We start from the raw sequence: 25,661 nt of genomic DNA, 5'->3' as shown, positions 1-25,661 counted from the left end.
ACCATGGCCAACACCGGCGACCTTGTTGCTTCGGGTGATGTTGACGCCGATGGCAGGGACGACATCGTCGCGGCTTACCAGAACGGAGACAACACGTTCAGCTTCCATGTCTGGAAGAACGGCACCAGCTACGCCGGTAAATGGTCTACCTCCGGCCCTTACGCCCTCGGCCCCGTCGCCGGACGCCTCGTCCTCGGCAGGTGGTAGCCGGTTCCCTGGCAGGTGAACACCGTGCGTGGGAGCGGTGATCGCCCCGGCCGTAACATGATCACGAACCTGACCACGCAAAACGAGCTGGTCGAGCGCTTCCGCAACGCGGCGGCGCATCTCTAACCCGGCGGTTGTTTCGTCGTTGAGAACTACATTCCCGAGCTTCGGCGTCGGCCGCCGGGCGAGACCGTGCACCCGAAAATAACCTGAGCTCTGAAAGCGTCTTAGGGAGCAATAGTCAAGACCTGTGGATCATGAAGTTCTAGGCGGCTGGGGGGACAGGTGATCCTGCGGGTCGTTCGACGAGTTTGCCGTCGATGAAGGTGGCGCCGGCGCGGACGAGGGAGACCAGGTGGGCGCCGTTGACCCCGGCGAGGAGGCGTACCGAGCAGGGCTGGAGCAGGCCCGCAACACCGAGACCCAAGCGCCGCCACGCACGGTATGGCCACTGATCTGCCACCAGCACGCGCAGCTGACCCGCCACCGGGACGACCTGCTACAGGCCAGCAGCCGCGCCGACATCCGCGCCGCCGAACAGGACACCGTCACCGCCCGCACCACCCGGCAAGAGATCCGCGCCGAGCAGACCGCCCGGGAAGAGCACCTCGCCACCCGCGTGGCCCACCTGCGCCACCGAAGCCAAGCCCTGCAAGCCGTTGGTCGAAACGACCTTGTCTGCCAGGGATCGTCGCATGGGTATGTCACCGAGGAGCGCTACGACCAGATCGTCATCCGCCGACGGGAGCTGGTCGAACTCCAGACTCGTTCGCAATGCGAGTTCGGCGATCTGGCGCTGGAGATCGAACCGCTGCAGCCGCCGCACGGCGGTGCGCACCCCAACCAGGGCGAGGCGCTGTTCGGCGTCCCGGAACCGCTGCAGCTTACGCCGACCTCCTGGCCACCTCACAGTGCGTGAGGGCCGCCCTGGGGGGTAGGCGCAGATGAGTGTCAGCAGTACGACAAGGGAGGCGCCATGAGCGGTGTTCTTTCCTCCGCCACCAAGACTCCCGTTCAGCTGGCGGCGCTCATCGTCGGCGCCGTGTTCCTGCTGATCGGAATTCTCGGGTTCATCCCCGGCATCACCACCAATTACGGTCAGATGCAGTTCGCCGGCCACGAGTCGGGCGCGATGCTGCTGGGCCTGTTCCAGGTGTCGGTCCTGCACAACATCGTCCACCTGGGGTTCGGGGTCGCCGGTGTCCTGCTGGCCAGGACGTGGGCGGGGGCACGCGGGTTCCTGCTCATCGGCGGCATCATCTACCTGGTGCTCTGGCTCTACGGGCTGTTCGTCCCGCACGGCGGCGGGGCCAACTTCGTCCCGTTCAACACGGCCGACAACTGGCTGCACCTGGTGCTGGGGGTCGTCATGATCGCGCTCGGGGCGATAGCGACACGTGCGCGGCTCCAGCACCGCCTCGACATTCACTAGCAGAGCGCGGCGCGCGTGCCCGCGTGCTCCCGATACCCCTTTGGTTCGTGCCGGTCGAGCGGGGAACCGGAGGTGCGTGCCTGCGCGACGCACAGCGTCTAGATCACCATTTCGCCGAGCGGCGGGCACGCCGACCGACCTTGAAAAGTGGAAGCCGGCCCTGCTGGGACCGGGCGGGCTGTTCGGGCTTGCCGGCGGCTAGCTTCCATGAGGCCAGCGCGTCGGCGTCCAGAGTGATCAGCGCGGCCGTGTACGGCGGCCGGCCGCCGAGCGAGGCCCGCAGCCGCCGGTACACCAGCCGGCCGGTCAGGCGATGTGCCAGGCGCAGGCGCTGGCCCGGCCGCCCTTCGTCCAGCGCCTGGCTGTAGGTCACGGCGGTCCACTCGGCCCAGTCGAAGATCCTTCCCTTGCCCTGATCTGGGGCTCGCGTCGGCGTTGTGCCCCAGGCACACACCCCGCTCCAGGCAGGCCACCTGGATCACCCTCGCGAAGACGTGCGCCAGCGGGAGGAACAGCAGGGGCGAGGCGTCCTGGCCGAGGATCTTCTCCAGGCTGTCGATCGCGATGGGAGCCTCGTACAGCAGGTTGCCGTGATTGAGCATGCAGCCCTTCGGGCGGCCGGTGGGGCCTGAGGGGTAGATGATCGTCGCCAGGTCGTCGGCCGACATCGCCCGGCGGCGCGCCCGCAGCCGAGCGTCGTCCACGTCTCGCCCATCCTCGCGCAGACGGTGCAGCCCGCCGCCGTCGATCTGCCATACCCGCGGCGCCTGGGCAGGCCTTCGGCCAGGTCCACGATCAGGCGTGCTGTCGCTCTACACCACGATGGAGCCCGGCACGCAGGCCGGGCGGACCCGGCTGCGCAACGAGATCGCCGCGTTGCGGCAGGATCTGGCCGCAGGGCCCGACCAGGAGCGGGCCAGGCTCATGGGCCTCCGTCTGGACCTGCTGGAGCCGCGGATCGACGAGTTGCTCGACCCGGCCGGTCCCGGTCTCGGGCGTGCCCTGTTCGCGCAGGTGGCCGGTGACGAGGTACGCACCCGAGTGGGTTCAGCTCCCGGTGGGCCACCTCGCCGCGGTATCCACCCCGACCGCTTCGACCAGCGTGTCGAGGAGCATCTGACCAGATATCTGCGTGAGGCGGCCCCGCCCGTGGCCGAGCAGGGTCGGCGGCTGGGATGGGAGACGCTGCTGGCGGTGGGCGACCCCCGCGACACCGCGGTGCTGGACGAGGCGCTTGTATGCGGTGCTCCTCGGCGATCAACGGCCGGCGTTCGGCCGGGCAGACCGGGTTCGCGCCACGCGCAGCACAGCGGCACCGCACAGATACGAGAGTCCCCCCGCCCAGGGGATGCCGGTGGGCCCGTGGTCGCCGGGGCCGGACACGGCGACGATCAGGAGCCCGGCCAGCACGGCGGCCGATCCGAGCACGGTCGCGCCGTCACGCCACGGATCGCGCTCGAGGGAATGCGTCATCGGCCGGCGCAGTTCGATGCGCGCGAACAGGGCGACCAGCACGATGAGGACGAGGGCACAAGCTGCCAGCCACGGCACTCGCCACAGCAGCCACGCCGTCGAGTGCAGCGGGGGCTGCGGCAGGATCCCGGTCGGGACCAACACGACGGCCGCGATCACCGCCGCTGCCATGTGCCACAGGAACACGGTCAGAATGACGGCGTTGGTCGCGATGACCGCACTCCACGGGCCGATCCGGCGAAGCCATCGGTTGGCCGCGGGCTGCAGGGCGAGGACCAGTCCGATCTGCGTGGTGGCGAGCGCCATCAGTGCCAGGGTCGGCGGCGCTGTGTTGTAGCCGACCATGCCGACCGGGTAGGGGCCCACCACGGTCAGCCCGATCGTGGCGGCCAGGCCGCCGGCCGCGACCGCGAGCGCTTGCCTGCGGCTCAGCCGCAGGCGCCCGTCCCGCCAGCAGAAGCCGAGCTGGTAGATCGCCATCCAGGCGAACAGGTAGGTGCTCTGACCGACGACCGGTACGTGCAGCCCCCGCCGCAGCAGGTCGGCGGCCGCGACGATGACCACCATCACCACAGGGACGGCGAGCCCCGCGTGGTGGTGCAGCGCGTACAACCACGGCGTGAGCACCACCAGGACGAGGTACGCCAGCAGGAACCACAGCGGGATGGAGGCGAGCCACGCCGCGTGGCCGAGCAGTTCGGTGTTCACCCCGGCCGCCACGATGACCAGCGAGGTCAGCGGCAGCACCAGGAACAGCGCGGTCGTCGGCCGGAGCAGCCGGTCGGTCCGCCTCAGCACCCAGCCGATGCCGTCGCCCCCGGAGGCGCGGTGCGAGGCCATCGAGGCGCCGCCGGCGTAGCCGCCGACCAGGAAGAAGATCGGCATCACCTGGAACAGCCAGGTCACCGGGTCCATCCAGCTCAGGACGTCGAGCGCGTTGTACCCGGACAGCCGGCCGTCCCGGTAGGTCACGACGACGACGAACCAGTGCCCGAACACCACCAGGCAGATGGCCAGTGCGCGCCACAGGTCGGCGCTGCGCTCGCGGCTGCCGGGCGTACGCGCCGCCAGGTCGCGCACCATCGCCGCCAGCCCGCGCATGACGTCAGCCCCCGCTCACCGTGGATCATCCCCGTGCCCCGTTCCCCCCAGGCCGGAGGCCATGCTGAGGCTGTCCCCAGCCCGCGGCGATGCGAAACGGTGACGCCTGTCCCGCCAAGTGATCACTCCCGGGATGATCACGATGTGTCACGCGGCACCAGAGCGGCCCGCTTCGCCCGCCGTCGGTGCGCGACCTGGTGGTCGTCCTGCTGACGGTGGTGCTGATCGGCGGGTCGCTGGCGTTGGTCGGCCTGGACGCCCCCGACGGTTCGCTCCAGCTGGCCCTGCTGCGCGCGATGGTCGCGATGCTGGTTCGCCTGCCCGCCCGAAGACAGCGGAGGCCCCGAGGGATTCGTCGTGTGTGTCCGCTCGCCTGACGCGTCATCGAAGTCGGCAGTGCCAGATGATCTCACCGCCCGTTCGCCGGCATCCTCACTCACAAGAGAGGCTGGGAAGCAGGGCTTTTCGCGTTACCGGTGCAAGGGAAATCCTTCCTGCGTTTTTGCGACACTGTGATGGTGCGGGAGCGGACGGTCGCGGCCGACGCCATTCATGAGCGGCTCGCGGAGGCCCAGGCGGGACGTGGCGGGGCGGTGTTCGTCCACGGGGACGCCGGGATGGGGAAGACCTGGCTGCTCGGCGGAATCGCCGCCGCCGGTTTCCACGTCGGACGCGCCCACGGCTCGCCCATCGCGTCGGGGATCCCCTTCGATGTGATGACTCAGGCCCTGGCGGTTCTCGGCGTCGGCGACCAGCCGACCGACACCCTGGCGGGCCGGTGTCACCGCATGTGGCAGGCCCTGGAGTCGTGGTCGGGCGATCCTGTGGTGCTGGTCGTCGACGATCTCCACTGGGCCGACGCCGACTCACTCACGCTGCTGGCGTTCCTGTGCCGCCGCCTGGCCGCCTCCCGGGTAGCGGTCGTGGCGGCCCTGCGGGCGTGGCCGCCCACCGCTCTGGACCTCGCGCGGGACCTGGAGGAGAGCGGGTGCGCGCGTACGGTTGAGCTCGAACCGCTGGGTGAGCGGTCCTCCGCCGCCTTCCTCGCCCGGCGGACCGGCCACGAGTTGCCGGCCCGGATGGCTCGCACAGTGTGGGCGATGTGCGCGGGCAACCCGCTGCTGCTCGACCACGTCGCGCGGCTGCTCGCCGATGGCGCGGACCTGGGCTCGCTGGAGACGCGATCGCCCGATCTCGCGGGCCGGGAGTTGCTGGTCCGGCGGTTCGTCGGGGCGACGCCCGAGGCGATGCGCTGCGCGCGGGCGGGCAGCGTCCTTGGGTTGTCGTTCGATCCAGGGGCGGCGATGGAGCTGGCGGGCCTGGACACCGAGGCGGGCGACGACACCGTCGCGGGTCTCCAGCGGGGGCGCCTCCTGCGGGAGGCTCCCGGCGGGCGGGTCGAGTTCGTCCATCCGCTGTTCCAGCAGATTCTCTACGAGGAGATGCCGACCTCGACTCGCTTACGGCTGCACGCGCTGGCGTTCGCCCTGCTGATGCGGCGGGGGTCGCGGGCCGAGGCGGCCGAGCACGCGCTGCGCGGGAACCTGGCCGGCGACCGGCATGCCGTCGCCGCGCTGGAACGGGTCGGCCGCGACGCGCTGGCCGCCGGCGCGACCGAGACGGCCGCGCGCTACCTGGCGGGCGCCCATCGCCTGGCCGGAGACCACGCCGACCCGGGGCTGGGGCTGGCCGCAGGCCAGGCCCTCATGGCGGTCGGCCGGGCCGCTGAGGCGGTCGCGCTGCTCGGGGCCGTCTCCCGCCATCCCGCCGCCGGCGTGGAAACTGCCGCGCAGGCCGCCTGGATGGCCGGCCGCGCCGGTTTCCTCGCCGGCGACCATCGACAGGCCGAACGCGACCTCGACCGGGCCGCCGAGCTGGCCGCCGAGCGGGCCCCTTCGATCGCCGTCGAGGCGCTGCTCGACCACGCCAACTTCCAGCACCTGATCCACGGAAGCCGGGCGCTCCCCTTCGCCGCCCGGGCCCGGGACCACGCCCGGGAACATGCGGCCGGCGTCGGCGCGGCCCTGCGCCGGAAGGTCGCCTCCGCGCACGGCTACATCGCCTACCTCGGCGCCGACCTGGCCGGACTCGACGAGGTCGTGCGGGCGGCCCGGGAGATCGAGGACGACCCGGAGGCCCAGCTGACCGACGTGCAGGGCACCTGGGGGGCGCTGAGCAACCACGCCTTCGCCGCCAAGTGGGCCGAGCGTTTCGACGAGTGCGAGCAGGCGTTCACCCGGGTGATCGCCGCCGCCGAGCGCGCCGGGGCGATCGGCACCCTGAGCATGCTGTACGCCTCCCGCGCCGAGTTCATGGTGCGCGTCGGCCGGCTCCGCGAGGCCTTCGCGAGCGTCGAGCAGGCCCGGGCCGTCAAGGATCTGGCCCCGATCTCGGAGCGCTACGTGGCCGCCGCCCAGACCTGGCTCCTGCTGCTGTCGGGCGACTTGGAGGAGTGCGAGCGACGCTGCGCCCAGGTCGAGCACAGCGCGTCGAACCTGAGCGACGTCGGCACCCTGATCGTCGTCTGGTACGTCCGGGGCCGCCGTGCCCTCCACGAGGGCGACCTCGCCACGGCCTGCACGCAGTTCGACCTGCTCGACGAGACGACCCAGCGGGTCGGCATCTTCGAACCGTGCCTGATCCCCTTCGCGCGGGACGCCGCCGTGGCGTACACGAGAATCGGGCGGCGCGAGTCAGCAGAGCGGCTGGTCGCGCGGCTCGAAGCGGTCTCGGCCTCGCTGCCCTGCGTCTGGCCGCGGATCGCGGCCGCGACCGGGCGGGCCCTCCTGGCCGACGACCCCGCCGTGGCGGAGGCCGAGTTCGCGACGGCCCTCGCCCTGCACGACACCACCGACCAGCCCTTCGAGAAGGTGGAGACCCAGCTCCTCTACGGCGCATGGCTGCGCCGGACCGGCCGGCCCGCGCGGGCCAGGCCGATGCTCGCCGACGCAGCGGCCACGGCCGCCCAAGCCGGGGCACGGTGGCTCGCCGCACGGGCGCAGGAGGAGCTCCGCCGCGCCGACGGCCGCCGCCGTACCACTGACCCTCAGGCGCTGACCCCCGCCGAGACCCGGACCGCGACCCTGGCCGCCCAAGGACTCAGCAACGCCGAGATCGCCGAACGGCTGTCGATCACCGTCAGAACCGTGGAGACTCACCTGAGCAGGGTGTACACAAAGCTGCGAATGTCCCGCCGCGACCTCATTCGGCGCGGTGTGACGCCCTAAACATCCGTGGTTCCCCCGATGCCCGGGTGAGCGGCCCGGTCCGATCCTGGGTGTACCGAACTCACCCGTTGATCCGGCAGGCCCCTTCAGGCGCTCATCGAGTTCGCGAATCTGTCTCGCGCGGTACGCACCTGCGTCTGAGAGCACCGTGGCACCAATTTCAAGGAGAAACATGGAGAAAGACAGCAGCGGATCGATGCCCCGCCGAAGCATGATCAGAACGGGCACGGCCGCCGGGCTCGGAGCCATCGGCCTGGCGGCGGTGACCGCGAGGCCGGCCTCGGCCGAACCAGCGCCCCTCTCCAGCGGTCTGTCGCAGAAGACTCCCCCCAACTGGAAACTCCCCGGCGAACAGATCACCTTCCAACCGGCCGACTTCGACGTTCTGGATCTGACCCTGCATGTCGTCCCCGAACTCAGGATCTGTGCCTTGGCGGTGAAGCTGGCGCAGGAAACCGGCGTCGTCTATCCCATCACGAGTCACGCGACCATCGCCGGCCTGCTACCCGGCAAGAAGTTCAGCGCCGCCGGGCATCACATCACCGCCGCGGCGATAAGCCGGTACGTCCCCGAAGAGTTCTTCCCCATCAACCACCCGGGCGAGTTGGCCGAGCGGCTCTACATGGCGCTGCTGCGGTGCCGCGCCGAGAGCTCGGCGCTGATGGCGCGGCGGTCCACGCCAGCCGGTGCGACACCGACGTCGGAGCAGTGATTCCGATGTCGACCACCCAGTACGCACTCTGCGACCCATCTATATGGACGGCGCTGTACAACGGCCCGAGCTTCGGGGCCATAAACCTCACCCACCGGCCGGGCGACGGGCTCGTGACCGTCGAATGGCGCCGGTACGGCGCGGACCCGCCGTTCTACGCCAATGGCACCGTGTACAACCTCAGCGGCACGACGACCATCTGGCACGGGGTGCCGACGGCGTACGTCCGGATCGAGGTCAGACCGATCGGACGTTTCGCCTACCTCATGGTCGCGTGAACGGGACGCTCAAGTGCTCGGACCCCGGGTAACCGGGGCCGCCCACTACCGGCGCGCGTCCGTGGTCGTCCAGCTCGGCGGGCTGGGGGCCTCGCCGTTGACGGCGGCCAAACTCCTGCCCCACCTGGACCCTCAGGAGGTGGCGTGGTCGAGGGGCGTGCTGTGGTCGGTGAGTCCTTGCGGTGATCCGTCGACCCTGTGCTCAGACTGGAAGCTCGGTGATGCTGAGGGCGAAGTCCGCGTTCCCCACCCCGTGGTTGGCGAGGCCCACCGTGACGACACCGGCTCCTTCCAGCCAGTGCGCCATTTTCAGGCCGCCGACGTCCAGCGGGCGCAGTCCGAGGCTCTCGATGAACGCCTCCACGCGTGCCTTGGCCGGCGCATCATCGCCGGCGATGAAGACGTCCGGCCGACCCTTCTCCAGGACATGGCGGAAGATGGTGTTGAACGCCTTCACCACGCCGGCGCCGGCGGGGGCCGCCTTGGCGACTTCCTGCGCGATGGAGGTCTCCTCGCGGTGGGCAAGCCCGTCGAACGTGGAATTGAAGGGATTGCTGATGTCGACGATGACCTTGCCCGCCAGAGCGTCCCCGTACTGGGCGACGACCGGCACGACGCCGTCGGACAACAGGGCCATGATGACGATGTCCCCGGCCGGGGCGGCACCCCACGCTCCCGTCGTGGCGCCGCCGCCGAGAACCCTGGCCAGGTCAGCGGCCTTGGACTGATCGCGGCCCATGACCTCGACGGTGTTACCGCCCGCTACCGCCCGTACGCCGATGGCGCGGGCCATGGTGCCGGTGCCGATGATGCTGATGCTGCTCATGAGATGTCCTGCCTGGTGGTGGTGGGGTGGTTCAGATGGCGGTGGTGCCGCCGTCGACGACGAGTTCCATGCCGTTGACGTAGCTGGAGTCGTCGGAGGCGAGGAAGAGGGCGGCGGTGGCGATTTCGTCGGGACGGCCCATCTGGCCGCGGGGGATGAGGGACTCGAACCGGCGCTTGGTGGCCTCGTCGAAGAGTTCCTCCTGCTTGGCGGTGGCGACCTGGCCGGGGGTCAGGACGTTGACGCGGATGCGGCGGTCCTTGAGCTCGTTGAGCCAGACGCGGGCCCAGGCCTGCTGGACGGCCTTGCTGCCGGCGTAGACGCTCCAGCCGGGGAAGGCGCCGAGGGAGGCGTTGGAGCCGGTCATGAGGATGGAGCCGCCGTCGTTGAAGAGCGGAAGGGCCTTCTGGACGGTGAACAGGGTGCCGCGGGCATTCAGCCCGAACCAGGTGTCGAACTGGGCCTCGGTGATCTCGCCGAGCGGAGCGGGCTCGCCCCCGCCTGCGCTGGCCCACAGCACGTCGATGCTGCCCTTCTCCTGCTTGACAGTGTCGTACAGGCGGTCCAGGTCGTCCAGGTCGGCGGCATCGCCCTGGACGCCTGTGACGTTGCGGCCGATCTGCTTCACGGCCTCGTCCAGGGCGTCCCGGCGGCGGCCGGTGATGAAGACGTGCGCTCCCTCGTCGACGAACAGTTTCGCGCCGGCCAGCGCCATGCCGGTGGTGCCGCCGGTGATGACCGCTACCTTGCCGTCAAGCTTTCCCATGTTGCTCCTTCAGGTCGGTGATGCGTGCGCACCTGGGACGACGGCGTTATGTACACCGTTCGGTGTGCTTACCGTATGGGGCGGGCGGCCGGGGCGCAAACTTAAGTACACCGATCGTTACCCAGCTCGGGTACCATGGACCCGTGACGGAGTTGGAGAAGGGCCCCAGGGGCCACCGCCGCGGCCGGGGCGCCCGCGAGCGCATCCTGAGCGCGTCCCGGCAGCTGTTTCGCGAGCAGGGCATCAACCGCACCGGCATGGAGCAGCTGTGCGCGGCGGCCCAGGTGTCCAAGCGCACGGCCTACCAGCACTTCACCGGCAAGGACGAGATCGTCGCCGAGTATCTGCGCCGGTTCGACCCCTCCGTTCTGTCCGGCGTGTTCGACCGCACCGACCTGACGCCCCGCGAACGGCTCCTCGCCGCCTTCGACATCCCTCCCAGCACCCCCCTGTGCCCCTACATCGCCGCCGCCGTCGAACTCCACGACCCCCAGCACCCCGCCTCCCAGTACGCACGCGACTACAAGAAAGCCGTCGCCGCGCGGCTCGCCGACACCGCCCGCGAAGCCGGCGCCGCCGAGCCTGAACAGCTCGGCGAGCAGCTCGCGCTGCTCATCGACGGTGCCGCGGCGCGCACCCGGGTTCTCGACGCCGACGCCTTCCCCACCGCCGCCGCCATCGCCGCCGTCCTCATCGACAACGCCATGCCCACCTCATCTCCTGGGCAGGCCGGCGATGACCGCAGAACCACCGGGTCTGCTCCCGTTCCGGTGGGAGGCCGGTGAGGGCCCGATCATGGGCTTCGCGGGCCAGGCGAACGCGCCAACGCCCAGCTCAAGTAGTGGCGCATCCCGCACAACGGGTCTGTCCAGTGGACGGCTCCGGCCCGTGATCGGTGGTGGCGCTGGATGATCCCTGCCGGGCTGTGTCGTGCTGAAGATCGACGATCTTACGGATTTCGTGTTCGCGGGACTGTCCGCCCTGGTCATCGAGGGCGTAGCGGACGAGGGTGACCGCATCCGGGTGATGGCCCGTACGCGTGACGAGCCGATGCCGTGCCCTGCGTGCGCGGGGCTACGCGGTCGGACGGTGAAACAGCGGCCCGGTGGCTGGCCGCCTCCGGATCTCCGCACGAAAGTGGGCGTGACCGCCGAGACGATCACGCCCACCTTCTCACTCCGGGGTCAGCTCAGTGGCCGCCACGGGCCGTGCGGGTTGCCCGGCTCCTGGTTGCGGGTCCACCACTTGGCCTCGTACCGCTTCCTGTCGTGCTCCGCCACCTCGCCGGCGACGAAGATGCGGCTCGCGGTCCAGACGGCGGTGCCGTCGGCGGTCGTGGTGATCTCCTGCCACGGCCCGTACGGGTCGCCCGGCTTCTGGTTCTGCGTCCACCACGACGCCCGCCAGACGGCGCCGCGGTAGGTCACCTCGTGCCCCGCCGTGTAGACCGTCCTGGCGTCCCATTCGGGCTGCGACGGCGTCGCGTCCACGGTGAAGGTGCTGACGGCGCTGCGGGTCACGTGGCCCGCGGCGTCGCGCAGCTCGGCGTACCACTCGTAGGAGCCGCCGCCCTTGAGCCCGTTCAGCACCACCGAGACCTGCTCGGCGCCGACCGCGGTGCGCACGTCCCCGACCTGCCGGCGCGCGCCGGCCGCGGCGGTGAGCGCCTTGGCCGTGAGGGTCCGCTTCGTGGTGCCACCGAGGTCGATCTCCAGGGCGAAGTTCTCCGAGTCCGCGCCGTGGAAGCCGGGGATCGCGCCCGCCGGCACGTCGTGGTGCCAGTTGCCGTCGGACGTTGCCTTGCCCAGCAGGGGCGACCAGGTGTTGAAGTAGATCAGGTCGTTCTCGGCGTCGACGCTGATGTGCTTGAGGTACTCCTGGCCGCCGTACACGCGCGACTGGTAGTCGGTCAGCACGCCGTAGACGCGGTTGCCGCCCGCCGTCTGCCGCCAGGCGACGCCGGTGCCGGCGATGTGGCCGCCGAGCACCAGCTTGACGTTCGGGTACGGATCGATCAGCGCCTGGGTGACGTTGCCGTTGGACCAGCCGTTGACGCCCTGGTTCACCGAGTTGTGGTTGGCCAGGATCACCGCGTGGTCCGGGTGGGCCTCGATGACTTTCTTGCCCCAGGCCAGCCCGGCGTCATCGGCGTTGTCGGCGGAGAAGAAGCCGACGGTGAGCAGCAGCAGCTTCGCCCCGTCGATCTCGGCCGTGTAGTAGTAGTTGTCGATGTCGTCGCTGCCGCCGAACGTCCAGGGGCTGCCTTCGAGGCTCTTCTCGAAGCGCTCCATGGGGAAGTACTTCGGCAGCATGACGCGGCCGTTGCGGGCATCGGAGTAGTCGTGGTTGCCCCACGAGATCATGTAGGGCAGTTTCGCGTCCTCCAGGGCCCGCGCCGACGGCTCGGCGTTGACCCACTGGTACTCCTGCGACAGGTACTCGCGGTTGACCCAGTCGCCCGACTGCAGCACCAGCTTGGTCTTGCGCTCCTTCGCGACCTCGGCGACGTACGCGAACTGGTGCGTCATGAGGTCCGGGGTCGCCTGCGCGTACAGCTGGGAGTCCGGCACGTGGTCGAACGCCCAGTCGTAGCGGTCGGCGGTGGGCATCGACTCGATGTCGTCACCCTCCTGGCCGGGCATCGCGGTCAGGCCGCGCCAGACCAGCAGGTGCAGCCTCCCGCCTGACACGACGTTCTCGCCTGCGCGGGCGGTCACGTCGAGCTGGATCTCGCCGCCGGACGGGTCGGAGCCGGTGTCCTTCAGGATCCAGCGGCCGGCCGCGTGGTCGTACACGTGGGCCGAGATCGTGCGGTCGTCGCCCGAGCCCGTCCAGGTCAGGTGGAACTCCTGCTGCGCCGCCTGCTCGGCGGTCAGGGAGATCTCGTAGACCTGGTACGGGTTCTCGTTCGTGCCCTCGGTCGTCGGCAGCAGTTGCTCGCTGACGGTGCCGCTGTCCGGCTTCAGCGCGTCGGGCACCCGGTCAGGGGTGGTCCCGGTGCGTACCACGACGTTGGAGCCGGTCAGCGGGATGGTCGGGCCGGCGTGGAACGTGGCCTCCACCCGCTCGCGGTCCTTCGTCCGCGGCGTCGCGCTCAGCGTGACGCTCGGGTTCTGCCCGGTCGCCGACTCGGCGTCGTCGCCGACCTCCGGGGAGGCGGGCGCCACGGTGTCCTTGACCGTGACCGGCACCTCGACCGGGGTGGCGACGTCGCGCCCGCCGGAGCCGGGCTTGCCCGGCTTGCCGGCGGCGGCGGCCGTCACCGTGAGCGTCTGCTCGCCGTTCTCGTTCACGGGCACGGGGACCGTGAACGACCCGGCGTCCACCTGCTGGGTGAGCACCTTCTCGCCGGCCACCTGCGCGGTGAGCACGGCGCGCCGGCTGACGGTGCCGGTCACCTCGACCAGCCCGGCCTCCAGCGAGCTGCCCGCCCGCGGGGTGCCGACCATCAGCATCAGGCGCTCGTCCTTACGCTCGACCCGCTCGCCGAAGCTCACGGCGTCGCCGAACAGGTTCGCGTACCGGAAGGACTCGAAGGCCGGCGTGAAGGCCACGCCCGCGATCTGCACCTCGTCCACCAGGCCGCGGAACGGCGTCCGCAGGGTGCCGTCGTCGGTGTAGGAGTCGCCGATCGTCGTCTGCACGGCCGGGTCGGAGAACGTGCTGCGGTACTCGACCATCTGGCTGTGCACCTCGCGGCCGTCCACGAACACCGAGTACGTCATGCCGTCGTAGGTCTGGGTCACCAGGTGCGGCCTGCCGTCGGCGGGGAAGGCGAAGCGGTGGCTCAGGTCGACGTCGCCGAACTCGAAGCTGTTGCCCGCAAGGCGCGTGCCGACCTGCTTGTCGGCCGGTCGCACGCCCTGCCAGAAGGTGAGCTGCCCGTCACCGGTCGCGCTCTCCTTCGCGATCACGGGAGCCGCCGCGCCCAGCGCGGCCAGGTCCTCCTCGGTGACGGAGTACACGCCGCTGATCGCGATGCGGTCGTGGCCGCCGCCGACGTCGCCCGGGTACTGCAGGCGCGAACCCGCGAACCGGGTCTGGCCGGTGCCCCGCTCGGAGGCGTCGGTGGCCAGGGCGTCGCCGACCACGAGGCCGGTCCGCCGGCCCGTGGAGTCGGTACGGCTCTCGCCGCTGGCGGTGGCGCTGGCGAAGTGCTCGACCAGCGCGTACTGCTCGCCCCACACGTCCGTGGGGTCGTTGCCCGCAGCGCCGCCGCCGAAGTAGGCCCACAGCTGGCGCGCCGACTCGGCGGGCAGGCTCGGCACCCGGACCCACACGGTCGAGGTGCCGCCCGGCTGCCAGGTCTCCACCTCGTGCGGCAGGGGCGCGCCGTCGGCGCCGAAGAAGGCCAGCTCGTCCCGCTCGACGTCGGGCGTGGACGGGATGCGCAGCTGCACGGGCGTACCGGTGAAGTCCGAGGCGGTGTCGTTGCGCACGGTGACCGCCTGGCGGGCGGTCGCGCCGGCGTCGGCCCAGGCCACGGTCCTGCCGTCGGTGGAGACGAGGCCGCCCAGCTCGCGCAGCCGCCGCTCGGCGTCCTCCAGGCGCTTCAGCCCGGTCAGGGCGCCGCGCTGCGCCTCGGTGAGGGCGTTGACGGCGGCGCGCGCGGCGGCCACCGCCTCGGCGTCCGCAAGCCTGACGTCTTCCGGCAGCTTGCCGAGCTGGGCGTCGACCGGCGAGATGGCGCGGTCGATGCCGAAGCCCTCGAACAGGCGCGGCACGCCGCGCTCGCGGATGTCGTAGACGTTCACCGTGAGGCGGTCGGCGGTGACGTCGATCGCCGTGAAGTTCTCGCCCGCCTGCTCACCGGTGCGGTCGAACAGCCGCAGGTACGGCTCCAGCTCCACCCCCTGCGGATCGGTCGCCTGCCTGTAGTGCTTGGCCCCCGCGGTGTTCGGCAGGAAGTAGATGGTGCCCTTGGGGTCCACCGCGTACTCGACGCGCTTCCCGTTCCGCACTTCGGTGATCTTGGTGGTCTCGACGGGACGGGCCCCCTGGACCCCGTCGGGGTCGGCGGCCAGCACCTTGGACCGGCTCATCACGTGGTCGTGGCCCTGCAGCACCAGGTCGATGTCCAGCTCGTCGATCACCGGCACGAGCGTGCGGCGCATCGCCATGACGTCGCCGTCGTCCAGGTGGTTCGCCGTGGTGTAGGTGCCCTTGTGCATGACCAGGACCAGCCACGTGGCGCCGGCGTCGCGGGCGGCCTCGGCGTCGGCCTTCAGCCAGTCGAGCTGCTTGCCGGAGATGCCCTCGGCGCCGCCCTCGTTGGTGTTGAGCACCATGAAGTGCGCGTGGTTGTAGGTGTAGGAGTAGTACACGCCGGCGGAGCGGTCCTGGTCCTGCGGGCCCTCCAGCGTGAAGTGGTCGGCGAACGCGTTCTCGTGCGCGTCGTGGTTGCCCGGCGCCGGCGCGAGCGTGGTGTTCAGCAGGCTCGGGCGGGCGGAGTCGAGCAGGTCCTTCCAGTCCTGCTCGCGGTCGCCCGCCTCGACGACGTCGCCGTTGTGCATGACGAACTCGGCGTCGGGCACGTGCTTGAGCGCCTTGGCGATGGTCTGCGCCGACAGCTCCGCCTCGGCCAGGTTCTGCGACTGCGTGTCGGTCAGGTCGATGAACGTGAAGTCCTCCTCCCCGCCCTTCGCCGTGACGAACGTGCCGGTCGCGCTCCACACCTGCTGCTCGGCGTCGCCCACCCGGTAGTAGTAGGTGGTGCCGGGCTTGAGGTCGCGGGCGACGGCGCGGAAGAAGCCCTCCCCGTCCTCGCTGTCCTCGCGCTGCGCCTCGACCGTGACCGTGGCCGAGCCCTCGGGGAACTCGCGGTCCGTGCTCAGCACGGCGGCGCCGCTGCTGTCCAGCGTCGAGTACCAGGTGAAGGCGCGCTGCGTGCCCGGGTCGCCGTAGAAGGTGGTGGCGATCCGGTTCGGGGCCTCGGCCGGGGAGACGTACTTCGGCACGGGGTGGCCGGCCTGGGCGTCCCAGCTCCACTTCTCGGCGAAGTCCCAGCCGAGCGCGGTGTAGGTGGCCTGGCGCGCGAGCGCGTCGGCCGCCGTGTCGGTCCCGTGCTGGTTCTTGGTGCCGGGGCCGGTGACCGGGTTGCCGCCGATGGTGATCGCGCCGTTGGCGAGGTTGCTCTGCGCGGTCCAGCCCTCGTAGCCCGTGTAGCCGACGACGCGGCCGGCGAAACCGTCGATCTTGCCCTGGTAGGCGATCGTGCCGGAGAGCGCGACGTTGCCCGTGTACGAGCTGCCTGAGCCGGGATTGCCCGGGTAGGCCACGACGTGCGCGGCGTCGATGCCCCGGGTGCCGTTCGCGCCGCCGTCGGCGGCCACGGTGAGGTCCGCCTCGACGAGGTTGTTGCGGATCGACACGCCGTTGTTCGCGTACGACACCAGGCCCGCGGGCATCTTGTCCGCGCTGACCGTGGCGCGTACCCGGTTGTCGCTGACCGAGCCGCCGCGCAGCTCCGCGACCAGGCCCGCCACCTTCTCAGCACTCGTGGCCGTGAGCTCGGCGTCGAGCACGGTGTTGCCCGTCAGGGTCGCGTTCGTGGCGACGACGGCCAGGCCGGCCACGAACCCGGCGCGCGTGCCGCCGTCGGCCGTGACGCCCGCCAGGGTGAGGCCGCGGATGGTGCCGCCGTCGAGCCGGCGCACCAGGCCGAGCCGGTCGGCCTCGCCGCCGGCGCTCTCCTGCGGGCCGTACACCAGGCCGCTGATCTTGTGCCCGGCACCGTCAAGCACGCCCTCGAAGCGGTTGATGCCGCCGAACGGCTGACGCCCGGCGAAGTCGAGGTCGGCGGTCAGCACGAAGTGCCTGTCGCCGGTGTAGCGGGCGTTGCCCGCGTTGAGCTGGGCGGTGAGATGCTCCAGGTCCTCGGGGGAGCCGATCTCGTAGGGCTGCTCCGCGGTGCCGCTGCCGAACAACGTCTGACTGTACTGCGGCACCGGGTGGCCCGCGGCGTCGTCCCAGCGCCAGGCGTTGGTGAAGTCCCAGCCCAGGCCCTCGTACGTGGCCCGCTGCGCGAGCTGCCCGGCCGTGGCGTCCGTGCCGTGCTGGTTCTTGGCGCCGGGGCCGGTGACCGGCTGCCCGGCGATGGTGATCGCGGCGTTGGCCAGGTTGTTCTCGGCCGTCCAGCCGTCGTAGCCGGTGTAGCCGATGACGCGGCCCACGAACCCGTCGGCCTTGCCCTGGTAGGCGATCGAGCCGGACAGCGCGACGTTGCCGGTGAAGGCGGAGCCGTTGGGCGTGCCCGGATAGCCGGCGATGAGGCCCGCGTCGATGCCGCGCGTGCCGCCCTCGCCGCCCGGGGCGGCCACCGTCAGGTCGGCCGCCGCCAGGTTGTGCCGGACCTGGGAGTTCTGGTTGACGTACGCGGCGATGCCGGCGGGCATCTTGGCCGCGCTCAGGGAGCCGGTGACGAGGCTGTCCTCGATGGTCCCGTTGTGCAGCTCGGCGGCGATGCCGCCGACCTTCTCGGCGCTGGTCGCCGTGAGCTGCGCGTTCTTCACGGAGGTGCCGGTGATGGTGGCGTTGGTGGCGATGACGGCGACGGTGCCGATCCACCCGTTGGTGCTCGTGCCCGCGTCGGCGCGCACGCCGTCGAGGGTGACGTTGCGGATCGTGCCGCCGTTGAGCCGGCGCACCAGGCCCAGGCGGTCGGCCTCGCCGCCCGCCGACTCCTCCCGTACGAGGGTCAGATCGCTGATCGTGTGACCCGCGCCCTCGAACGTTCCGGTGAAGGTGTTGATGCCCCCGAACGTGCCTCCGCCGAAGTCGACGTCGGCGGTCAGCCGGTAGGCCGCGCCGCCGTGGCCGCCCGGGTCCCCGTTGATCGCGCCGGCGACCGTGCGCAGGTCGTCGGCCGTGTCGATCTGGTACGGGTCGCGGGGGGTGCCGGCGCCGTCGATCCCGGGCAGCGGGTCCGCCGCCTGGGCCGCTGCCGGTAAGCCGGCCCCGATGGTGAGGACGGCGCCGAGCACGGCGGTGACCCGGGCGAGGGCGCGGGTGCGTGACAGGACATGGGATTGCATGCGGGGAGTTCATCGATCATCGATGAATGCGTTCCGGATGGTCGGTGACGCCAGCATGAACATCGCAATCCACTACATATCGGGTCCTTGGTGGTGTTTCGTACAGGGTGGGTTTGCTTGTGACCGCCGTTCGAGGAAGATCGGAGATGCCCGCGGCATCGGCACGGGAGGGACGGCATGGGCCGACGGCAGAAGCCACTCGACGGCTCCACCGAAGCCGAGCGCTTCGCCCTGCGATTACGCGAGCTGCGGGCCGGGCGGGGTTTCACCATCCGGCGGCTGGCCGACAAGGCCGGCTACGCGCCCAGCACCCTGTCCAAGGCGGAGTCAGGGGATCAGCCGCCGTCGTGGGAGGTGACGGAGGCGTTCGTCCAGGCGTGCGGGGAGGATCCGGCCGGCTGGCGATCCGACTGGCTGGCTGCCAACGCCGCCTCCCTGAAGGACAGCGAGCCCACCGCCCCCGCGGATGAGCCCGTGCCCCGGCCGCCCGCGCGCCGAGGGCGGCTCTACGCCCTGATCGGCGGAGGGCTGGTCGTCGCCGTGCTCCTCGGCGTCCTGGTCCGGGTGCTGATCCCCGGCCAGCAGCCGGTCTCCTCCGCGGCTCCCCCGCCCGAAAGGACGGGGGAGTGGCGCGAGCTGACGGAGGCGCTTCCTGACCCCGGCGACCCCCGCGACGGCATGGACCCCATCCGTACCGGCTGCGGCTCCCCGGACGTCGCCGCGACGGTGATCACCCTGGACGACGTGCCGGTCCGGCTGCCGGTGTCCCGCTTGCGGCCGGGGTCGTATTGCGCGTAAGCCGCCGACGCGGTCAGCAGCAGGCCGGCGGCCAGCGTGACGGCCGTGAGGGCTCGGTACATGCTCTTCCTCCTTCGAGGTGTGGGGGACGTGACCTTGAGGTTTCCCTGTCCGCCCGCCACGAGGAAGGCCGCCCGAACAACCGTGAACAATCGAATATCCGCCGAGAACGCCCGGCTCGCCGCAGATTCCGGGCTGTGCGGGCCGGGGTTCTTCGACCAGGCCGACGTGGGCGCCGCCGGCGTCGTCGCCGGCCGTGGTGAGGACCGCGTCCAGGAGCCCGGGGGAGCGGGCGTCCATGTCGTCGCGGCGCAGCTCGCGAAGCAGCGGGTGCCTTCCGGGCGGGTGCGGGTGACGCCGGCGTCCCGCAGTGCCCAGGATCAGGGGTCAATCCCCAGGCCGATGGCGGTCAACGTATGGATCGCGTGGCGTCCTCGTCCGCTGGACCGCTGACCGCATCGCCGTCCCGGACGACGCGGTGGCACAGATTCCGGTTCCCGGACCGTCCACCGGTCGCCGCTACTGCCGGCCGCCCGCTCCTGCGGCCTCCTTGGATTCGACAGAGCCGATCTCGAGCGCCGCGACCGCGTGCTGCCAGGCCGGGTCGGCCGGGTAGAGCTGCGAACGCAGATACGCCCAGACCATGGCGCGGAGCACGGCGACCCGCGCCGGGTTCTCGTCGGAGGTCTCCGCCGCGTCATAGCCGGAGATGCCGCCGAGGATGTGCTCCGCGCCGTGCATCATCAGCAACGTCTTGGGGCCGGGGGCCAGCGTGTACGCGTCCCAGCGGTAGCTGAGCCGGTCGGAGAACATCGGGTTGAGGTCTCTGTCTCCCGCGACCACCAGCGCCGGCGCGGTCATCGTGCTGAAATCGGTGTACTTGTTGACCGGGTAACGGTCGAGCATCTCCTGGTTGGTGTGCTCGTCGGCGACACCGGGCGCGGCGAGGATGACACCGGCCTTGATCCGGGCGTCGGGCAGATGCACGCGGCTGCCGTCGGCCGGGTCGGTGGTCCGCATACCGAGCAGCATCGCGGCGGTGTGCCCGCCCAGCGAAAACCCGGCGACCGCCACCCGCCTGCGGTCGAGGCGAGTACGCCCAGGAGAACCGGGGTCGGCCATGAACGTCGACCGTCCCAGGCCGGGAACGGCGGCCTCGATCTCGTCGAGGTGATCGAGGATGAAGCTCATGTCCTGGGCCCGGGTCTTCCAGAACAGTGGCGCCTCGGGGTGGTCGGTCTCGCGCAGCCCCAACACGGTGGAGTCGAGGTGGGTGGGCTGGATGACCACGAAACCGTGCGCGGCCCAGAAGTCGACGAGCGGGCCGCAGCCACGCAGTGACGACAGGAAGTTCGAGGCGCCGTGACCGTGCGACATCAGGATGATCGGCAGGTTCCCGCCGACCGCGGGAACGTTGACCTTGATTTCCAACGGCACCGGGCGGCCCGGCACCTCGAACGCGATCGGACCGAAGGTGAGGACCTGGTTCGGCTCGCTGACGGGGATGTTGCCCGCGTCGGCGTACGAGGTCGGGGTGACCATCCCGTGCCCGTTCGGGCCCGTGGGGCTCGCCTGCGAGGGCTCGGCGACGGCGGCGCCCGCCGCGATCGCCGCGGTGCCGATCAGGGCCGCCCGCCGGGTGAACGCCCCGCTCCTCGGCTTCGAACTTTCCTCTCCGCATGGCGCCGTGTCAGACATGAACGATCTCCCTCACAACTACGGATGGGTCCACCGAACGCATTGGCCACCCAGGCGGTGGTAACGGCGAGGTGCCCGGCACAGAACAGGGCCCCACGGTCAGGCGGATCCGTGTAGCCCCGGTGATGAGAGCGACAGGCATCAGCTGCTCCTTCTTTGAGGTCGTGATCGAGCGAAGCTGCGCTCGTCGTGGGTCGGCTTGTATCGCGGACCCAGGCAAACTTCCCATTACGGCTGTTGTTGGCCACCGGCTCACGGTCAGAACGTGACGACGGCTTTGAAACGCATCTCGCCGGCCGCGGCTCGCTGGTAGGCGTCGTTGACGCGCTCCAGGGGGAACAGCTCAACCATCGGCTTGACGTGGCCACGGGCCACGATGTCGAGGGCTTCGGCGAGGTACTCCAGGCCGTTGTGGGCAGAGCCGATCACCTGGTAACTGTGCGTGGTCAGCGGCAGCGCCGGCAGGATCATCTCGTCCTCGGCCAGGCCCATCAGCACGAGCTTGCCCCAGGGCCGCAGGCCGGCCATCGCATCGACGGCGGCGGCGTGCGAGCTGCTGGTGTGCAGCAGCACGTCGGCCCCGCCGATCTCCTTGAGCGCGGCACCGTCGGCGACGACGTCGTCGGCGCCGAGTTCTCGGGCGAGCGCGTGCTTGCTCAGGCTGGCGGTCACCGCAATGACGTGGTAGCCGGCGGCCTTCGCGAACTGGATCGCGAGGTGGCCGATGCCGCCGACGCCGACGACGGCGACGCGGGCTCCCGGCCTGGCGTCGGCGCGGCGGATGCCGGCCCAGGTCGTGTAGCCGGCGCACATCGTGGGCGCGGCGTCCTCGTAGGTGATCCCGTCCGGAAGCAGGACCGTCCCGCCGATGTCGGCGACCGCGTACTCGGCCAGGGCACCGTCGACGTTGACGCCGGTCAGCGTCGGGCTCGCGCAGTTGCCGGCGGTGACGAAGCTGTTGGGGTGCTCCTCGCGGCAGAAGTCGCAGGCGCCGCAGCGCTTCTGCATCATCGGCAGCCCCACACGGTCGCCGACCTTGCGCTCGGTCACGCCCGCGCCCAGCGCCACCACCTCGCCGACGCCCTCGTGCCCCATCAGCAGCGGGAACTCCCGGAACGACAGGACCCCGTGGGCCATCCACAGGTCGGTGCCGCAGATCCCGCACGCATGGACGCGCACCAGCACCTCACCCGGCCCCGGCTCCGGCACGGCCCGCTCCCGCACCTCCCAAGCGGCCTTCGCATCGGGGACGATGACGGCCTTCATCTGCTTCGTCATTGGCGAAATCCCTTCTCTTGCGCGCAGCGGCGGGCCGGATGGCCACTCACCCACTGGGCTTCTACGGCTGTGGGCCCCTTCCCGGGACACGCGTTCATGCTCGCCGCCCCCGCACCGCAGGCGCATCGGCGAACATCACCTAGGAACGTCGCCTACATTTCCCAGAACTACGGGCGCACCGTCGTGACCGGCGCCTACGCCAGGCGCATGTCCCTGAGCTGGCGGCGCGAGGTGATGTCGAGTTTGCGGAAGATGTTGCGCAGGTGAGCGTCGACGGTGCGCGAGCTGAGGAAGAGCTGTGCGGCGACCTCCTTGGAGGTCGCGCCCGAGGCCACCAGCTTGGCGATGCGCAACTCCTGGGCGGTGAGCGCGTCGAAGGGCCGGGCGGACCGCTTGCGGACAGGCTCGCCCATCGCACGCAGCTCACCGGCGGCACGGGACGCGAAGCCGTCCGCGCCGATGTCGCAGAGCAGCGTATGGGCGGTGCTGAGCTGCTCGCGCGCGTCTTGGCGGCGGCGCTCGCGGCGCAGCCATTCGCCGTAAACGAGATGGGCGCGGGCGAGGTGGGACACCGTCCGGCCGCTGGCAAGCCGCTCGATCGCCTCACGGTACAGCTCCTCCGCCGCTGGGCCGGTGCTGATCAGCGCTCGTGATCGCGCCGCCAGCCCGAGCGCCCAAGGGGCACCGGTGGCGCGTGCCTGAGCGTCGAGCCGCTCCAGCGCCGCGGCCGCACCCGCGGGCCGACCGGCGCGGACCGCGGCTTCCACCACTTCTGGCAAGGCCGCGCCGGCGTGCACCATCTCGTCGGACTCCCGGACGCGTTCCGCGGCGGCGAGGGCGGCTTCGTAACGGCCCAGCCCGTTGCTCAGCACGGCCAGCGCGTAGTCGGCGATCGTGAGCGCGGTGCCCTCGCCGCGCCGGGTGGCGTCCTCCAAGCTCATGCGGCGCAGCCTGGCGGCCGCGTCCTGGTGCCCGCTCCAGGCAGCGAGCAGCAGCCTCCCGTGGGGGATGGGCGCGGCGCCGGTCGCCTGGGCGATCGCGTCGCTCTCATCGACCAGGCCGGCCACGCGGGCAAGCCCGCCCGTGTGGGTCAACACCACCGCGGAGAGGTTGAGCGCGAACGGAAGCGTCGTCAAGGCGCCGGTTTCCCGGGCGAGCCGCATGTAGCGGTCGGTGAGGGCATGGATCGCGGTGTCGTCCCACAGCGCCATCGCCGCGTGGCTGGCCAGCCACTCCCACCGCAGCTCGCCATCTTCGGCGGATCGCGCCGGGGCCGCGAAGGACTCCACCGCCCGGCGCAGCCGGGGCACGCTGTCGGCGTAACCTTGCAGAAAATAGGTCACCAGGCCGTCGAGCAGCAGGTCCAGAGGTCTCGGCGGCGTGGGCGGCGGGGGTGCGGTCCTGGCGGCCTCGGCCACTTCGACGACTCCGTGGCCCTCCGCGAGGGGACCGGCGAGCATCGCAGCCTCGAGCGCGTACAAGTAGCTTTCCCGGGATTGCGCGGCGTCGAGCGGGCCGAGCAGCTTGGCCGCGTCCAGCAGCATCCCGGGCACGTCGTTGCCGCGGGTCGTGTGAAAGGCGATCTGTGCCCGCAGGAGCGCCGCCCGGGCGTGGCGGAGCGGGTCGAGTGGCCCGCTCGTGGCGGTGGAGAGCAGGTTCAGGGCAGCGTCGGACGCGCCCGCCCAGTGCTTGGCGCGGGCGGCGTCCAGCGTGCGCCGAGCTCGGCCGCCGGGCTCGGAGGTCAGCTGCGCCGACCGTTCCAGGAACGCGGCCGCCGCCGCGTGCCCGCCCCGCGCCCGTGCCCGGTCGGCGGAGAGCTGCAGCTCCGCCGCGATCGCGTCGTCGGTGCCGAGCACCGACCGCGACCGATGCCAGGCGCGGCGGTCGGGGTCAGCCCGCGCGTCGGTTACGGCGGCGATCGCGCCGTGCGCCCGGCGGCGGTCGGCCGGCGCGGCGGCCCGGTAGGCCGCCGAACGCGCCAGCGGGTGCGTGAACCGCACCCGGGAGTCGATCGCCAGCAGCCCCGCGGCCTGTGCCGGCTCGGCGTCCTGCGGTCCAAGCCCGAGGTGGCCGGCGGCACGCAGCACCAGTGCGGCGTCGCCGGCCGATTCGGCCGCCGCCACCACCAGGAACAGCCGGGTCGCCGTCGGCAGGGCGGCGGTACGACGCCGGAAGCTTTCCTGGATCCCGTTCGGGACGCTCAGGGCGGCCGGCAGGCCGAACCCGCCGGCGAGCTCCGTGGGCCCGGCGTACCGGCTCAGCTCCAGCAGCGCCAGCGGATTCCCCCGAGCCTCGGCGAGGACGCCGTCGCGTACGTCGTCGTCGAGCGGCTCGTGGATCACCGCGGTCAGCAGGGCCCGGGCGTCGCCGTCGGCCAGGCCTTCGAGGCGTAGCTCGGGTAGGCCGGCGAGCAGCCTCCCGGCGTCACCGCCGGGTGCGGGGTCGCGCAGTCCGAACATGAACGCGAGCGGCTCGGCGTGCAGTCGCCGCGCCACGAACGCCAGCGTCTGCAGGGAGGTCGTGTCGAGCCACTGGGCGTCGTCCACCAGGCACAGCAGCGGTCGCTGCCCCGAAGCCTCGGCCAGGAGGCTGAGCGTGGCCAGCCCTACGAGGAACGGGTCGGGCCGGCCGCCGGTGCGGCGTCCCAGCGCCACCCCGAGGGCGATCTGCTGCGGCTCGGGCAGTGTATCGAGGCGGTCGAGGAGCGGGGCGCACAGCTGGTGCAGCCCCGCGAACGCGAACTCGATCTCCGCCTCGACTCCCGTCGCGTGCAGCGTCCTGAATCCGGACGCGGCCTCGCGGGCGTGGGCCAGTAAAGCCGTCTTGCCGATGCCGGCCTCGCCGCGCACGACCAGGACGCCGCCGCGGGCGTTCCGCGCCTCCGCGACCAGCCGCTCAACTGCCTCGCGCTCAGTCCGCCGACCTCTCACCCAGGCAGCGTAATGCGTCATGACACGCCGTCATACGTAGCGGCGACCTGTGGCCGTTCCCGCGTTCGTCCGCCCGGGTGACCGCCTCATATGGATCGGCGGCCGGCACGTGCCCGGATCTTCCGGGGAGACACCGACGAACGTCGGCCCGACCACCGAGGCGGAACTCGCGAGCATCCAGCGCGGCACCGCCGAGGACGTCGACGCGGCCGTCCAGGCAGCGCGGCGGGCGTTCACCGACCCGTGCTGGTCCGGCGCCGGCTCCGATCGCCGCGGCCGGAACCTCCCCCAGATCGCCGACATGGGGGTTATTCCGGCAGCAGGTGTGACACGAGGGTACGCGCCCATTCGGGGGAGAGGGCCTGGTCGGTGAAGACGGCCCGATAGTAGAGGGGGGCGAGCAGGGCCTCTATGGCGCGTTCGACGGTCGGAACCTGGTTGCCCCGCGCCTGTTCCCGTTCGATGATGGCTTCGAGCTGTCGCTGGCGCTCCATGCGGCATACGCTGGCGCCTTCCCCGCCCGTGCCGACGATGGCGCGTACCAGCGCGAGAGTGTCCGGGTCGCTGAGGTCCTTGGCGAGGTCGTAGGCGTAGCGTTCCAGGTCCTCGCGGAGGCTTCCGGTGTCGGGGACCACGAGATCGCCGGAGAAGCGGCTGGTCGCGACGTCGGCGAGCAACTCGGCGACGGAGCCCCAGCGGCGATAGACGGTTGTTGCGTGCACGCCCGCGCGCGCGGCGATGACGGGGATCGTCACCGCATCGCCGGCCTCGTCGGTGAGTAGGTCCTTGACCGCCTGGTGGACGGCCGCCCGGACCCGGGCCGAGCGGCCTCCGGGCCGACCGTCCGTGCGCGGCGGGGAGCTCTGAGCTGGCATGCCGCCATTATTGCATCGATCGCTGCT

At 71.3% G+C, this 25,661-nt stretch carries 20 protein-coding genes and 1 pseudogene; 11 read left to right on the top strand and 10 right to left on the bottom strand.

Annotated elements, in window-relative coordinates; translation table 11 throughout:
* From AB0K18_RS45515 to AB0K18_RS45505, 3 genes are all read left to right on the top strand, one after another.
* Window positions 1-207 (top strand): hypothetical protein (locus tag AB0K18_RS45515; protein ID WP_364927887.1); only part of this gene is annotated, 207 nt, incomplete at its 5' end.
* A 355-nt stretch (window positions 208-562) separates the two neighbouring features.
* A complete protein-coding gene (locus tag AB0K18_RS45510; RefSeq protein ID WP_364927884.1) occupies window positions 563-1,126 on the top strand; it encodes a hypothetical protein in 564 nt (187 codons plus the stop codon).
* 57 nt (window positions 1,127-1,183) lie between these two features.
* Window positions 1,184-1,639, top strand: a complete 456-nt coding sequence (locus tag AB0K18_RS45505; RefSeq protein WP_364927881.1) for a DUF4383 domain-containing protein — start codon at window positions 1,184-1,186, stop codon at window positions 1,637-1,639.
* 103 nt (window positions 1,640-1,742) lie between these two features.
* Here AB0K18_RS45505 and AB0K18_RS45500 read toward each other — a convergent pair whose 3' ends face one another.
* From AB0K18_RS45500 to AB0K18_RS45490, 3 genes and pseudogenes are all read right to left on the bottom strand, one after another.
* On the bottom strand, window positions 1,743-2,012 hold the full coding sequence (locus tag AB0K18_RS45500; RefSeq protein ID WP_364927901.1) for a hypothetical protein: 270 nt from the start codon (window positions 2,010-2,012) through the stop codon (window positions 1,743-1,745).
* 127 nt (window positions 2,013-2,139) lie between these two features.
* A pseudogene (locus AB0K18_RS45495) lies at window positions 2,140-2,307 on the bottom strand (AMP-binding protein); the annotation flags it as partial.
* A 589-nt stretch (window positions 2,308-2,896) separates the two neighbouring features.
* Complete coding sequence (locus AB0K18_RS45490; RefSeq protein ID WP_364927878.1) at window positions 2,897-4,213, bottom strand: acyltransferase; 1,317 nt, start codon at window positions 4,211-4,213, stop codon at window positions 2,897-2,899.
* Window positions 4,214-4,398: 185 nt separating this feature from the next.
* Between AB0K18_RS45490 and AB0K18_RS45485 the strand changes: the two genes are divergently transcribed.
* The 4 genes from AB0K18_RS45485 to AB0K18_RS45470 all read left to right on the top strand — a co-directional run bounded on the left by AB0K18_RS45485 (window position 4,399) and on the right by AB0K18_RS45470 (window position 8,430).
* Window positions 4,399-4,590, top strand: a complete 192-nt coding sequence (locus AB0K18_RS45485) for a hypothetical protein (protein WP_364927875.1) — start codon at window positions 4,399-4,401, stop codon at window positions 4,588-4,590.
* 138 nt (window positions 4,591-4,728) lie between these two features.
* The gene (locus AB0K18_RS45480; RefSeq protein WP_364927873.1) at window positions 4,729-7,440 is read left to right on the top strand and encodes an AAA family ATPase; all 2,712 of its coding nucleotides are present in this window, start codon (window positions 4,729-4,731) and stop codon (window positions 7,438-7,440) included.
* A 172-nt stretch (window positions 7,441-7,612) separates the two neighbouring features.
* Entirely contained in the window at window positions 7,613-8,152 is a 540-nt protein-coding gene (locus tag AB0K18_RS45475) for a hypothetical protein (protein WP_364927870.1), read from the top strand.
* Between the two features lie 5 nt (window positions 8,153-8,157).
* Window positions 8,158-8,430, top strand: coding sequence for a hypothetical protein (locus AB0K18_RS45470; protein ID WP_364927868.1), 273 nt, complete (start codon window positions 8,158-8,160; stop codon window positions 8,428-8,430).
* 202 nt (window positions 8,431-8,632) lie between these two features.
* Here the strand turns inward: AB0K18_RS45470 and AB0K18_RS45465 are convergent, their stop codons facing one another.
* Together AB0K18_RS45465 and AB0K18_RS45460 are read right to left on the bottom strand one after the other, a co-directional pair.
* The gene (locus tag AB0K18_RS45465; RefSeq protein ID WP_364927866.1) at window positions 8,633-9,256 is read right to left on the bottom strand and encodes an NAD(P)-binding domain-containing protein; all 624 of its coding nucleotides are present in this window, start codon (window positions 9,254-9,256) and stop codon (window positions 8,633-8,635) included.
* 31 nt (window positions 9,257-9,287) lie between these two features.
* Window positions 9,288-10,022 carry an SDR family oxidoreductase gene (locus AB0K18_RS45460; protein ID WP_364927864.1) on the bottom strand — a complete coding sequence of 245 codons (735 nt, stop codon included), beginning with the start codon at window positions 10,020-10,022 and terminating at the stop codon, window positions 9,288-9,290.
* Between the two features lie 143 nt (window positions 10,023-10,165).
* Here AB0K18_RS45460 and AB0K18_RS45455 point away from each other — a divergent pair, with 143 nt between their 5' ends.
* Complete coding sequence (locus AB0K18_RS45455) at window positions 10,166-10,807, top strand: helix-turn-helix domain-containing protein (RefSeq protein WP_364927861.1); 642 nt, start codon at window positions 10,166-10,168, stop codon at window positions 10,805-10,807.
* Between the two features lie 399 nt (window positions 10,808-11,206).
* On the opposite strand, the gene AB0K18_RS45450 is transcribed toward AB0K18_RS45455, so the two are convergent.
* A complete protein-coding gene (locus AB0K18_RS45450) occupies window positions 11,207-18,055 on the bottom strand; it encodes a DUF2341 domain-containing protein (protein WP_364927858.1) in 6,849 nt (2,282 codons plus the stop codon).
* A 177-nt stretch (window positions 18,056-18,232) separates the two neighbouring features.
* Here AB0K18_RS45450 and AB0K18_RS45445 point away from each other — a divergent pair, with 177 nt between their 5' ends.
* Together AB0K18_RS45445 and AB0K18_RS45440 are read left to right on the top strand one after the other, a co-directional pair.
* Window positions 18,233-18,853, top strand: coding sequence for a helix-turn-helix transcriptional regulator (locus AB0K18_RS45445; RefSeq protein WP_364927856.1), 621 nt, complete (start codon window positions 18,233-18,235; stop codon window positions 18,851-18,853).
* Between the two features lie 144 nt (window positions 18,854-18,997).
* A complete protein-coding gene (locus AB0K18_RS45440; RefSeq protein ID WP_364927853.1) occupies window positions 18,998-19,306 on the top strand; it encodes a hypothetical protein in 309 nt (102 codons plus the stop codon).
* Between the two features lie 66 nt (window positions 19,307-19,372).
* Here AB0K18_RS45440 and AB0K18_RS45435 read toward each other — a convergent pair whose 3' ends face one another.
* The 3 genes from AB0K18_RS45435 to AB0K18_RS45425 form a co-directional block, all read right to left on the bottom strand.
* Window positions 19,373-20,551 carry a chlorophyllase gene (locus AB0K18_RS45435; RefSeq protein WP_364927851.1) on the bottom strand — a complete coding sequence of 393 codons (1,179 nt, stop codon included), beginning with the start codon at window positions 20,549-20,551 and terminating at the stop codon, window positions 19,373-19,375.
* A gap of 258 nt (window positions 20,552-20,809) precedes the next feature.
* Window positions 20,810-21,829 (bottom strand): alcohol dehydrogenase catalytic domain-containing protein, encoded by a 1,020-nt coding sequence (locus AB0K18_RS45430; RefSeq protein WP_364927848.1) that lies wholly within the window; start codon window positions 21,827-21,829, stop codon window positions 20,810-20,812.
* Window positions 21,830-22,023: 194 nt separating this feature from the next.
* On the bottom strand, window positions 22,024-24,759 hold the full coding sequence (locus tag AB0K18_RS45425) for an AAA family ATPase (RefSeq protein ID WP_364927845.1): 2,736 nt from the start codon (window positions 24,757-24,759) through the stop codon (window positions 22,024-22,026).
* Window positions 24,760-24,808: 49 nt separating this feature from the next.
* On the opposite strand from AB0K18_RS45425, the gene AB0K18_RS45420 reads away from it, so the two are divergent.
* Complete coding sequence (locus AB0K18_RS45420; RefSeq protein WP_364927842.1) at window positions 24,809-25,132, top strand: aldehyde dehydrogenase family protein; 324 nt, start codon at window positions 24,809-24,811, stop codon at window positions 25,130-25,132.
* Here AB0K18_RS45420 and AB0K18_RS45415 read toward each other — a convergent pair.
* Complete coding sequence (locus tag AB0K18_RS45415) at window positions 25,068-25,634, bottom strand: TetR/AcrR family transcriptional regulator C-terminal ligand-binding domain-containing protein (RefSeq protein WP_364927839.1); 567 nt, start codon at window positions 25,632-25,634, stop codon at window positions 25,068-25,070. The genes AB0K18_RS45420 and AB0K18_RS45415 overlap by 65 nt on opposite strands.
* Window positions 25,635-25,661 lie beyond the last annotated feature (27 nt).

This window comes from Nonomuraea sp. NPDC049421 (assembly GCF_040677005.1).
GTDB lineage: Bacteria > Actinomycetota > Actinomycetes > Streptosporangiales > Streptosporangiaceae > Nonomuraea > Nonomuraea salmonea.
The sequence above is the reverse complement of the archived record's forward strand: the minus strand, read 5'-3'. Positions and strand labels throughout refer to the sequence as shown.

Excerpts from the sequence above, each read along its gene's own strand:
- AB0K18_RS45430 (WP_364927848.1), bottom strand. The coding sequence starts at position 21,829 with ATGACGAAGCAGATGAAGGCCGTCATCGTCCCCGATGCGAAGGCCGCT.
- AB0K18_RS45475 (WP_364927870.1), top strand. The coding sequence starts at position 7,613 with ATGGAGAAAGACAGCAGCGGATCGATGCCCCGCCGAAGCATGATCAGA.
- AB0K18_RS45435 (WP_364927851.1), bottom strand. The coding sequence starts at position 20,551 with ATGTCTGACACGGCGCCATGCGGAGAGGAAAGTTCGAAGCCGAGGAGC.
- AB0K18_RS45480 (WP_364927873.1), top strand. The coding sequence starts at position 4,729 with ATGGTGCGGGAGCGGACGGTCGCGGCCGACGCCATTCATGAGCGGCTC.
- AB0K18_RS45505 (WP_364927881.1), top strand. The coding sequence starts at position 1,184 with ATGAGCGGTGTTCTTTCCTCCGCCACCAAGACTCCCGTTCAGCTGGCG.
- AB0K18_RS45415 (WP_364927839.1), bottom strand. The coding sequence starts at position 25,634 with ATGCCAGCTCAGAGCTCCCCGCCGCGCACGGACGGTCGGCCCGGAGGC.
- AB0K18_RS45450 (WP_364927858.1), bottom strand. The coding sequence starts at position 18,055 with ATGCAATCCCATGTCCTGTCACGCACCCGCGCCCTCGCCCGGGTCACC.
- AB0K18_RS45445 (WP_364927856.1), top strand. The coding sequence starts at position 18,233 with ATGGGCCGACGGCAGAAGCCACTCGACGGCTCCACCGAAGCCGAGCGC.
- AB0K18_RS45460 (WP_364927864.1), bottom strand. The coding sequence starts at position 10,022 with ATGGGAAAGCTTGACGGCAAGGTAGCGGTCATCACCGGCGGCACCACC.
- AB0K18_RS45490 (WP_364927878.1), bottom strand. The coding sequence starts at position 4,213 with ATGCGCGGGCTGGCGGCGATGGTGCGCGACCTGGCGGCGCGTACGCCC.
- AB0K18_RS45465 (WP_364927866.1), bottom strand. The coding sequence starts at position 9,256 with ATGAGCAGCATCAGCATCATCGGCACCGGCACCATGGCCCGCGCCATC.
- AB0K18_RS45470 (WP_364927868.1), top strand. The coding sequence starts at position 8,158 with ATGTCGACCACCCAGTACGCACTCTGCGACCCATCTATATGGACGGCG.